Annotated in this window: 15 protein-coding genes; 6 read left to right on the forward strand and 9 right to left on the reverse strand. The window is 69.0% G+C overall.

Features of this window, described 5'->3' with window-relative positions:
* Positions 1-132 precede the first annotated feature (132 nt).
* The 5 genes from ACZ68L_RS45805 (at position 133) to ACZ68L_RS45825 (ending at position 4,763) form a co-directional block, all read left to right on the forward strand.
* On the forward strand, positions 133-357 hold the full coding sequence (locus ACZ68L_RS45805) for a hypothetical protein (RefSeq protein ID WP_469590704.1): 225 nt from the start codon (positions 133-135) through the stop codon (positions 355-357).
* Positions 358-394: 37 nt separating this feature from the next.
* Positions 395-1,387, forward strand: coding sequence for a hypothetical protein (locus ACZ68L_RS45810; RefSeq protein WP_469590706.1), 993 nt, complete (start codon positions 395-397; stop codon positions 1,385-1,387).
* Positions 1,384-2,154 (forward strand): hypothetical protein, encoded by a 771-nt coding sequence (locus ACZ68L_RS45815; protein ID WP_469590707.1) that lies wholly within the window; start codon positions 1,384-1,386, stop codon positions 2,152-2,154. Before ACZ68L_RS45810 ends, ACZ68L_RS45815 begins: the two co-directional genes overlap by 4 nt.
* A 324-nt stretch (positions 2,155-2,478) precedes the next feature.
* The gene (locus tag ACZ68L_RS45820; RefSeq protein ID WP_469590709.1) at positions 2,479-3,300 is read left to right on the forward strand and encodes a helix-turn-helix transcriptional regulator; all 822 of its coding nucleotides are present in this window, start codon (positions 2,479-2,481) and stop codon (positions 3,298-3,300) included.
* A gap of 410 nt (positions 3,301-3,710) precedes the next feature.
* Positions 3,711-4,763, forward strand: a complete 1,053-nt coding sequence (locus tag ACZ68L_RS45825) for a PhlD (RefSeq protein WP_469590711.1) — start codon at positions 3,711-3,713, stop codon at positions 4,761-4,763.
* 236 nt (positions 4,764-4,999) lie between these two features.
* On the opposite strand, the gene ACZ68L_RS45830 is transcribed toward ACZ68L_RS45825, so the two are convergent.
* Complete coding sequence (locus ACZ68L_RS45830; protein WP_469590713.1) at positions 5,000-5,335, reverse strand: DUF6233 domain-containing protein; 336 nt, start codon at positions 5,333-5,335, stop codon at positions 5,000-5,002.
* 2 nt (positions 5,336-5,337) lie between these two features.
* Complete coding sequence (locus ACZ68L_RS45835; protein WP_469590715.1) at positions 5,338-5,700, reverse strand: hypothetical protein; 363 nt, start codon at positions 5,698-5,700, stop codon at positions 5,338-5,340.
* 154 nt (positions 5,701-5,854) lie between these two features.
* Between ACZ68L_RS45835 and ACZ68L_RS45840 the strand changes: the two genes are divergently transcribed.
* Positions 5,855-6,127 (forward strand): hypothetical protein, encoded by a 273-nt coding sequence (locus tag ACZ68L_RS45840; protein ID WP_469590716.1) that lies wholly within the window; start codon positions 5,855-5,857, stop codon positions 6,125-6,127.
* 77 nt (positions 6,128-6,204) lie between these two features.
* Here the strand turns inward: ACZ68L_RS45840 and ACZ68L_RS45845 are convergent, their stop codons facing one another.
* The 7 genes from ACZ68L_RS45845 to ACZ68L_RS45875 all read right to left on the reverse strand — a co-directional run bounded on the left by ACZ68L_RS45845 (position 6,205) and on the right by ACZ68L_RS45875 (position 9,839).
* The gene (locus ACZ68L_RS45845; RefSeq protein ID WP_469590718.1) at positions 6,205-6,861 is read right to left on the reverse strand and encodes a nuclease-related domain-containing protein; all 657 of its coding nucleotides are present in this window, start codon (positions 6,859-6,861) and stop codon (positions 6,205-6,207) included.
* Positions 6,858-7,418: a helix-turn-helix domain-containing protein gene (locus ACZ68L_RS45850; RefSeq protein WP_469590720.1), complete on the reverse strand. Its 561-nt coding sequence runs from the start codon at positions 7,416-7,418 to the stop codon at positions 6,858-6,860. Before ACZ68L_RS45850 ends, ACZ68L_RS45845 begins: the two co-directional genes overlap by 4 nt.
* Entirely contained in the window at positions 7,415-7,897 is a 483-nt protein-coding gene (locus ACZ68L_RS45855; RefSeq protein ID WP_469590722.1) for a hypothetical protein, read from the reverse strand. Before ACZ68L_RS45855 ends, ACZ68L_RS45850 begins: the two co-directional genes overlap by 4 nt.
* A 2-nt stretch (positions 7,898-7,899) precedes the next feature.
* Positions 7,900-8,310 carry a hypothetical protein gene (locus ACZ68L_RS45860; RefSeq protein ID WP_469590724.1) on the reverse strand — a complete coding sequence of 137 codons (411 nt, stop codon included), beginning with the start codon at positions 8,308-8,310 and terminating at the stop codon, positions 7,900-7,902.
* A 64-nt stretch (positions 8,311-8,374) separates the two neighbouring features.
* Positions 8,375-8,761 carry a hypothetical protein gene (locus ACZ68L_RS45865; protein ID WP_469590726.1) on the reverse strand — a complete coding sequence of 129 codons (387 nt, stop codon included), beginning with the start codon at positions 8,759-8,761 and terminating at the stop codon, positions 8,375-8,377.
* A gap of 2 nt (positions 8,762-8,763) precedes the next feature.
* Positions 8,764-9,201, reverse strand: a complete 438-nt coding sequence (locus ACZ68L_RS45870) for a hypothetical protein (protein ID WP_469590728.1) — start codon at positions 9,199-9,201, stop codon at positions 8,764-8,766.
* A 2-nt stretch (positions 9,202-9,203) separates the two neighbouring features.
* Positions 9,204-9,839, reverse strand: coding sequence for a DUF4326 domain-containing protein (locus tag ACZ68L_RS45875; protein ID WP_469590730.1), 636 nt, complete (start codon positions 9,837-9,839; stop codon positions 9,204-9,206).
* Positions 9,840-9,994: the final 155 nt, after the last annotated feature.

The following is a 9,994-nucleotide window of genomic DNA, read 5'->3' on the forward strand; positions in this document are numbered from 1 at the left end:
TGTTGGCCCGATGACGTTGGAGCAGGTCATGGACCGCCGCCACGCGATCGTCAACGAGCCGATGCCCTACTGGCAGCAGTGGAAAGCCGGCCACCCCGATGTGTTCGCCGCCACCCCGGCCAAAGAGCCGTCGTGACGAACCCGACGACACCCCCGGTCCTCCTCCGCCAGTTCGAGGCAGCCATCCGCAATGGCCGCGGCCAGCTGGACATCCAGTGGCGGCTGAAGACCGAAGCCGGCATGAGCGACGCACAAATCCACCAGCACAAGGTCACCGTGCAACGGCTGATCCGAGCGGAACGCAGCCAGTATCAGCATCTGCGAACCGCCAACACCCCGTCAGCCGGCCACCGCTGATCCGGTTCCTGACCACCCGCACACAAGGAGAACCCGCATGACCACACCCGCAGACCAGCTTCGGGCCGCCGCCGAGAAACTGCGCGCCACCTGCTCCGCTGCCGCACCTGGCCCCTGGACCATCGCCAGTGTCCCGCCGTACACCGACCCGTTGCTCATGTCCCGCTACGACGAGACGCCCGACGATGGCGAAGTGGTCATCTGCGGCAACGTCGATCTGGAGCCGGAGGACGCCGCAGTCGTGCAGCTGCTGCACCCTGGTGTCGGCCTCGCCATCGCCAACTGGCTGGACGCAGCGGCCAAGTCCTACGACGCCACGGTGATCGGCGCGGCCAGCGTCTGGCGCAGGGAGCGCGAGGCTGCCGAGCGGGACGCCTGGGTGGCCCAGCAGACCGACCGCCACGCCCTCGCGGTGGCCCGACAGATCCTCGGCACCGTGGCCGAACCCGCCACCGCCCCGCCCGCTGGTGCCGACCTCCGCGACCGCATCGCCCAGGCTGCGCGCCGCCTTGGCCACCCGCAGTGGGACGTTGCCGCGCTCGCCGATACGGTCCTGGCCCTGCCCACGCCCGCCGACCGGGCCGCCGAGACGGGTCACCGCCCGCCGTGTGTCGACGGCAGCCACTGCGGCGACACCGCACACTGCCCGCCCCTCGACCCGACCGCCGAACGCCCCCTGTCGCCGTACTACGAGCACCCCGCCTGCGGTTTCCACTGGCACGGGCGTGACGGCATGGACGTACCTCTCCGTGACGGTCAGCCGGTGTGCCCGCGATGCGAGCTGAGCCGCATGGCCGACGAGGTACAGCAGCCCAAGGCCGAGACCGAGGCATACCCGGCGACCACAGCATGGACCGTCGAGTACCGGACTGACGACTCCTGGACCCGCCTCGGCGTCTACAACCGAGAAGGCGCCGACGTCATGGTCACCGAGCTTGCGACCGGCGGCCTGGTCACCCGTCTTATCCGGGCGACGACCACGTACATCACCGAGCCCACCCCCGCCGCGACCGAGGAGCCGGCCCGATGAGCGACCGCCACACCGTCGACACCATCACGTCCGACGCCCTCGACGCCCTGTACGAGTCCCTCGAAGCGGCCCAGCAGACTGAGCTGGCACGCCAGCTGGCTACCTGCGACAAGGCGTTCGCCTCTGCCACCGTCCGTGCCGCGCAGTACGCCGACCGGGCCATCGAGAACGGGAAGCGCGGCGACACGTATCGCGACGCGTGGCACTCAGCACGAGACCGCGCCCGGAAGGCACATTGCCGCGCCGAGCAGGCCGAGGCCCGCGTGGCCGAGCTGGGAGCGGAGCGGGAGAAGGACGCAGCCATCACTGCCCGGATTGACGCGCAGACCGAGGAGCAGATCAACGGCGCCACCCAGGTCGTTCAGTGCTACAAGGCACTGGCCGAGCGGACACAGGCGTGGGGTGAGCAGCACCGTGACCGTGCCAACCGGTACCGGGCCCGCACCAACGCCGTGCGCGCCGTCCTGGCCGACCCGTTGCTGGCCACCACGGACCCGGAACGTCAGGGCGAGCGCTACCTCGCACGCCAGATCCGCGCCGCGCTCCAGACCATCAGCTACGACACCCCGGTCCCGGACGACCCGCGCGTCACCGAACTGGAGGCCGCCATCGCCCGCGTTCGGGACCTGCATGAGCGGCGCAACTCGGACACCGGCCGGGCGTACTGCGACGTGTGCTCCAACCACGGCGACATCACGTGGCCCTGCGCCACCATCCGAGCCCTCGACGAGCGGCAGCCCACCACTGGGCGATCTGACGCACCGTGAACCTCAACCCAAAGGGGAGTCGGGAAATGGCAGGAAGAGCGCAGGAATGAAGGCCGTGCTGCGAAGCTTTCCGACACCACACATCGGAATACGAGCCCCGTTCCTACGCTCTTCCCACAACCGCTCTATGGGAAGTCCGGCTCCCCGCCTGCGGCGCATACACGTGACCGCTGGCCGTGAAACCGGCAGGCCAGCGACTGCGTCCCGCACAGCATGACGGACACTCAGCGTTTTATCTTCGGGCAGTTTTTATTACGAAACCCGACGTGACTATTTAGACTTCAACTGCTGAACTCGGCAACACCATGGGGGGATTGCCCAAACATGCACAAGAAAGCCTTGAAAGCACTCCTCAAGGAGAGGCGCGACCTTATCGACCCCGAAGTCGTCGGCCTGACCCGCCCCAGCGGGCAAGGCCGCCGCGCTGTCGGCCTGTCACAGCAGCAAGTCGACCAGCTCCTCGGCCTCGGTATCCACACCTGCAACCGGCTCGAGAACGGGAAGATCCCCAACCCGGACGCCGGCCTGCTCCGCGACATCGCCCGCCTCTACGGGCTCAACGAGCAGGAATGGGTCAGCCTGTGTCGGTACGCAGGCATAGGCGACCCGCCCGGCCCCCTCACCGCCCAGTCCGGGAAAGAAGTCCCCGGCGTGTGGCAGGAAGCCGTCGACGGGATGACGCACATGGCGTACGTGACCGACGCGTCGTGGGACCTGCTGGCCTACAACGCCCCGTTCGCCCGCCTTTTCCCCGAAGGCCGTGTCCCGGCGAACACGATGCACTGGATGGTCCTCGACCCGGACGGCCGGCGCACCCTCACCGACTGGGCGACCGCCTGGGCCCCGCTCGTCCTCCCTCAGCTCCAAGCCGCACTCGCCCAACGCCCCGACGACGACATCCTCCGCCGACTCGAGAAGGAAGTCCTTGTGGACCCGGACTGCGCCCCGATATGGGAGGCCGGCGGAGCGCACATCCACCCCGACGGTGATGAACGCCCCCTCCTCCACGCGATTGACGGGCCCGGCTGGGTCACCATGTGCGCCGCACAGCCCATGACCGCGCCCGGCGCCCGCCTCATCGTTCTCGTGTTCCACCCCGGCACCCGCCGCGCGCATACCCGAACCCCGATGCTCCGCGCGCACTGACCTTCAGGCCTGCCCCCCGAGGGAACACGGCCGGATAGCCTGGGATGCGCGACTTGGAAGGAATCCTCAATGCTGAAGCCCACCGCCGTCACCTGCACCCGGTGTAAAGCCAGTGCACCTCTGCCAGAAAACCGGAATCACTCCGGCCTATGGGACGTCGGCTGGCGCTGGATCGGCCCCGGCCTCGTCTCCTGTCCCGCCTGCCCGCCCGTGATCATCATTGATGAGCAGGGGCGCCACCTTCGGGGGGACGGAGCAGAACCCTCGCGTGCACACACCTAAGGCCACCAAACCAGACCGCGCGTTTTGTTCCCGGTAATGCGCTGAGCAGGGGCAATGTCAGGCCACCGGTGCCATACGGTGAGCGCACCCCCACGCTGCCGCACCCTGTCTGCCCGCCGGAGGATGCCGTGCCCGTCGCCTACATAGCCCGCCCGCACACCGTGCTCGCCGACCACAAAGTCACCACCAGCGAGATCGCCGACGACATCCGAACCCACCACCCTGACCACCCGCGCCTGGGCGCGATCCTCCGCATCGTCGGCAACACCGGCGTCAACACCCGCTACTTCACCCGCCCTCTCGACTCCCCCACCGTGGGCGGGACCGCAGGCATCGAAGAACGGGCCGCCGCGGCGTTCACGGACGCCCTGGGCATGGCCGAGAAGGCGGCACGCACCACCCTCGACGCGCACGGCCTCACTGCGGCAGATGTCGACGCGGTCATCACGACGCACTCCACCGGCTGGTCCGTCCCGAACCTCGACATCCATCTCATCGACCGGCTCGGCCTGCGCCCCAACGTCCGCCGCATCGCCCTCACCACCATGGCGTGCGCCGGCGGAACCCAGGCCCTGATCAGGGCCGTCGACATGGTTGCTGTCCGCCCCACCGACACCGTCCTCGTCGTCGCCGCCGAAGTCATCTCGAGCGTGTACAACCACCAGGACACCGCCGTCGAGCACATGATCTACAAGGCGCTGTTCGGGGACTCCGCCGCCGCCACCCTCGTCACCAGCCACCCCCTCAGCCCCGGCCTCGCCATCGACACCCCGTACGACACGTACGAACACGTCCTCCCGAACAGCCTCGACCGGTACAACGGGCGCCTCACCGAAACCGGCTTCCACTTCGACAGTACGAAGGCAGCACTCACCGCCGCGGACGACGTCCTCCCCGCCCTCCTCGACTGGATCGGGCCCCGCATCGTCGACTTCGCCGCCATCCACCCCGGCAGCAGACGCATCATTACCGACACTGCGGCCGCCCTTGGCCTCGACACCGTCGACGCCCGCCACTCCACCGACACCCTCAACGCGGACGGCAACCTCGGCGGCGTATCAATCCTCCGCGTCCTCGAACGCACCCACGCCACCCCGCCCTCGGCCGGCGCCCACGGAGTCGCCGTCGCCTACGGGCCCGGCTTTACCACCGCCGCCCTCCGCGGCACCTGGACCACCTGACGCCAACCCCCGCTGTCAGTGCCCCGTGCCACCCTGTACGTACGCCCGGCGGTGACCCCGCCTCGAAGCCGATGCCACCGCCGGGCAACATAAAGCCCCCGCCCGGCCATGAGGTCAGACAGGGGCGCATCCATGCTTGCTTCGGCTCACCGCTTCCCTATCCACTTACGGGTCGACTCCACACGCTGATCCTGCGAGCCCCCGCCCGGGGCGACGCGCCGTACGGCCCGTACGGCCTACCCGTTCTGCAGCCCCGTCTCCGGCCGGCACACCCCACACGGCTCGATGTCTGGCTCGGCCAGCGCGATCAGCGCTTCTTCCCGGTCGAGAAACCCAAGCTGCGCGCTGTACAGATTGCACCCGCCGCGGTGCAGCATCGCTGTCTCGCCCGACCGTTTCGGCTGAATCTTCCACGACTGCTCGGCCCTTGCCCGCTCCCGGGCACGTGCCTCCTGCTGCTCCCGGATTTCGAGCTCGCGAATCCGGTTTCGGACCTGCCGGAGCTGCCACTCCAGCCAGTTAGCCAGGGCCTTGTTCTTGTCGAGGTCAGATATGCCCTCCGGACCAGGCACGGCTACGCCGCCTCGTCCTCGGGCTCCTCGTGGGCATGCTTGAGGGCCATCCGCGCCTCTACCAGATCAGGACCGCCCAGCGACTCCCAGAACGGGTGTGCCGTGACCTCGATGCTCAGCCGGCGCAGCTCATCCTGGAAGCGCCGGACTTCCGTGGCCTGCTCCTCCGTGTACCCGGGGCTGTCCTCCTTGTGGGACCGGTAGGAGGAGTGCAGCTGCTTGTCTCCTTCCCAGCCGGGCATCGGCTCCGCCGACCACGGGAGGGTGGTGGCGTACTGCTCGTACGCGGCACGGGTCTGGTGAAGGCCGAGCTGGGCTGCGCGGAGGTCTTCTGGGAAATCGAAAGAGGGGCTGTTCTTGGGCACGACCCAATGCTACGTCTGTTCGAATATCGGATGCGAATGGCACGCCGGACACCCCCACCACACCACCCTCCTGACCGCCACCACTCATCCCTGCCACAATGGCCGAGGCCCCGCTGCCACCCCCGTCAGCGGGGCCACCATCCGGAGGTCACCCATGACGTGCGGAACCTGCGGCGCAGCAGCCACCCAGGGCCCCGACGGATCCTGGATCTGCTCCAACCAATGCGGCTGGTCCTCAACCACCCCGGCCACCGCGATCACCCCGGAGATCACTGTCACCCGGTGCCGCGGATGCGAAGCCGAGGTCCACGGACTCGACGGCCGATACGCGTGCGGACTCTGCGGATGGTCCAACCACTGGGACGAAGGCCACCGCCCGCTGCCGACCGCCGACAACACCACCCGAGACAGAAACACCCTGCACTGACGCGCGAAAGCGGCCCGCCATCCCCCCAGGAATGACGGGCCGCTCCGGGTTACCCGTGATCTCGACAACCGTACAGCTCAGGAACCCTCCGTGTACGGGCGCAGCGCAGAATCCACCCTCCTGGCCAGTGCAGCCGCACGCCGCGGATCCCGTACCTTCGGCGCGCCGGCCAGGGTCGGCACCAGCCAGTCCGGGCCCAGCACATGCACCACACCCCGCTGACCCGGCACACGCGCCTCAAGCCGGCCACCAGCTATCGGCGATCCGTGGACCACGATCAGCGGCCACACCTGATCCGCGCGCAGCCCGACCGCAGACGCGACCACTTCCGCGTATCCGGCGACTTTCACAACCTGGTCGTGCCGGTCGTCCGTACCGCAGTGCACACGGCCCCCGACCAGGGCGGTGGCACGGCCGCGGTGCCAGTTCTTCGTGTCAAGGACGACGAGGGCGGTACCGCAGGGGCTCGTCAGCACGTGGTCCAGGTTGAACCGGCGCCCGGCCACGCGAAGGTCGTGACGCACATGCCATCCGGCGGCCTCGAGCTGGCGCAGTAACCGGACCGTCGCCTCCTCCCCTGCGGCGCCGTGCGCCCACCGGGCCGCCTGCGCGTCCGCACGACGCACCCTGGCCCCGCCGAGGCCCAGGAACGCCAGCAGGCGCCGCCACAGGCCACGACGGGCGCCCGCACGAAGCGCTGCAGCACGGGCCGCAGCTGAGTTCTGCGCGGTCATGCTGCGTTCTCCTTGGGGTTCCAGGTGGGCGCATTGAACAACCCACGCTCCTCGGCAATCCGCGCAGCCGCCGCCCGCCGCTCGTCCCGCGGGAGATCCGACACCCCCAGCACCCGGTACGCCTCCGACAACCGGGACGACACCACCGGCCGCGGCATCTCCAACCGGTCCGCTACCTGCGTCAGCGGAATCCCCGACGCCGCCTCACGCAGTACCAACGCCATGCGCGGCGAAAGAGCACCCGGTACCCCGCGCCTGCGAGGCGGACGGGCTGGCATCTCCCACTGCTCGGACAACAGGTCGCTCATCGACATACCGAGCGCGTCGCACACGGCTGCCAGGTGCAGCAGCGGGAGGGTGCCCTTGCCAAGTTCGATGGTGGCGACAACCTTGTATGTCATGCCGGCGTGCTTCCCGAGCACGGTCTGGCTCCATCCGCGGGCGTGGCGTTCGGCTCGGATACGGTCGCCGACATCGGCAAGGAGCTCGTCACGGTCCTGGAAGACCGCGGGCCCGCCACCAACCGGTGACGGGCCCACCAGGGCAGGGGTGGTCACGGGTGCCCCTTCTCGGGCGCGGCGGCGGCAGTGGGCTGCTGCACCCCGACGGCGTTGAGGCGATCGCGGAGATCCTTGGCGATGGCCGTGTACAACTCACGGTCGTCGACCCGGAGGGCGTTCTCCGCGAACTCCTCCAGCCGGGTAGCCAGCCCGTGAGCTCGCTGGACGGCAGCTTCCAGCTCAGCAACACGGCCTCGAAGGCCAGCCTGCCCGCCGGTGGGCGGGCTGTCGAAGGCCCCGCCGTACATCACCTCCAACTCGTGGCGCATCCTCTCGTTCTCGGTACGCAGCCGCTCGCTCTCGGCGTCTCTGTCGTCGCCGCCCGAGGCCGTGGTTGCGGTGCGGTCCAGGGCATCGACCTGCCAAGCCGCAACTTCCTCTGCCAGGGACCGTCCCGGGCAGTGTGAGCACCAACCGTGCACTCGGTGAGCTGGGGTGCTGTGCCCGAGCGGAATCTCGGGGGAGTTAGTGGGCATGGTCAGTTCTCCTTCGAAAGGGTGTTGTCGTGCTGGGCGGTGGCCTGCTGCGCCTGAACAGCGAGCTGCCTGGCGTCCTGGATCCACGTCTCAGTGACGTCCCAGCTGCCCGCGACGTGATCCGCGACCCAGTCGTGGTGCTCCTCAAGGTCCGGCCCGTCACCGAACGGGCCAGCGAACCACTCGGCGATCTCTGCCGCCTTCTCCGGTGCGGTGTGCTGGACAACCTCAAGGAGGCGACTGGCGAGCGCGGCCAGGCTGCCTGCGGTCATCTGCCAGCCCATGGCGGCCGGGTGCTTGGGGAGCGGGGAAGCCATGGCGCGGAGGTGAAGCTGCGCCAGGTCGATGCGAAGCGTCTCAGGCGACGCGTCGACGTCGGTGTCTTCGGTGTCCATGGTGGTGTTGTCGGTCATGGTCAGTTCTCCTTCGTAGTGGTGGCGTTGGTGAGGGAAGTGCTGGGCCTGCGGGGGAGGTCGGTCACCACAGGGCAACCCCCGGCACCGCCGCGTAAGGAACCGGGACGGGCCTGCAGTCCGGTTCGCGCAGCCACGTCACCCCGATCGCGCCCTCAACAGACGCCGCCACCGGGATCGCCTCCCACCCACCGTCGTCGTCGGTCCGGTGGAACCGGACGTGCCCGGAGTCCAGGTAGTAGTAGGCGTCCGTCAGGGGGTGGTCCGCGTCGTCGAGAAGGTTCGCGTACCCGCACACCTCCCGGTAGAACATGTCCAAGACCTCAAGGGCTTTGGTCTTGTCCGCGGTGAGGGCGATAGCGCCACCGTCCTCGAACGAGGCGACGAGAACGCCCTGGTACTCGCCTGCCATGTCGTTGGAGGTCGGAGTGAACTGGGTGGAACTCTTCATGGTCAGTTCTCCTTCGTGGTGAGGGCGGTGTTGCGGGGCCAGCGGGGGAACGGCAGTAGTGCGGACGGGAAGACTCGGCGGCGCTTCGGCATGAGGGCCGGAGACGGTGCGGGCACTGGGGGAAGGTCCGGGTGCCACAGCTCCACCCACACCCCGTTCGCCCGCCACACGCACACGACCCGGCCGGGCCGGTACTCGAACACCGGCCGCAGATCACCGGTGCCGCCGAGGGAGAGCGGGTAGGCGGACGCGAAGTGGTGCAGCGCCTCCTGCGCGTGCTCACCGATGACCTGGACGGTGAGGCGGGGTGCCCCGTCCTCCGCCGTCCCGACCCGCCAGTCAGGGACGATGGCGGACGGGTACCGGTCGCGGACCGCCAGATACCAGGAACGGACAGCGGACAGCTTCGTTTCGATGAGAGCTTCGGCAAGTTCGGGCATGGTCAGGACTCCTTCGAGGTGTTGGCGAGCTCGAGCAGGACGGAGGCATGGCAGTGGTCGGGCTCGCCGTCGGCGGGGAGCGGGCACCAGCACATGAGGTCCCGGCCGCGCAGCTCGGCGGCGTCCGACAGGAGCCAGTCGCGGCGGGCGTCCATCTGCTGCCGCTGCTCGGCGGTGGTGGTCGGGGCGTGGACCTCGTAGCTGTTGTTCTCCAGCCACTCCCGGTACAGGGCTGTGGCGTGCGCCCAGTCGTTGGCGTCCTGCCCGACCACGAACGGGTTGCCCCACCGGGTGCCGCGCCCGACGTACTTCGCGCCCGTCGGGGACGTCCAGCCCTTGGTGCGCTTCCGCTGGATCCGTTCCGGCGTCGTCGTGATCCGGGCACCCAAGTACGCGACACCACGGGCGCCCGCGACGTCGAGGTACAGGAACTGGCCCATCGACCGGTCCGCGTTCATGCGGAACAGGGCGTCGGCGTACTCAGGGTGCCCCATCTCGGTGAGGACGGGGGTGATGTGCGGGCGCGCGTGCTCGGCGACGGCCCGGTCAAGGACGTTCAGGTCGGTCGTCTGCACGGTGAGGTTCGGGACGGGGCGGCTGTCGCCGAGCTTCCCGAACTCAATGTCATAGCGGGCCATCAGTTCTCCTTCAGGTGGTGGTCGGGTCGGGGCTGCCCGCGAGGGCGGGGAACGTCTCCGGGTGCGCGGCCTTCCAGTCCAGCCAGTGCTTCATCGGCTCGTTGACGATCGTGTGGTGGTGGTCCATGACCTGCTCCAACGTCATCGGGCCAACG

Source organism: Streptomyces sp. NPDC104309, from assembly GCF_055584025.1.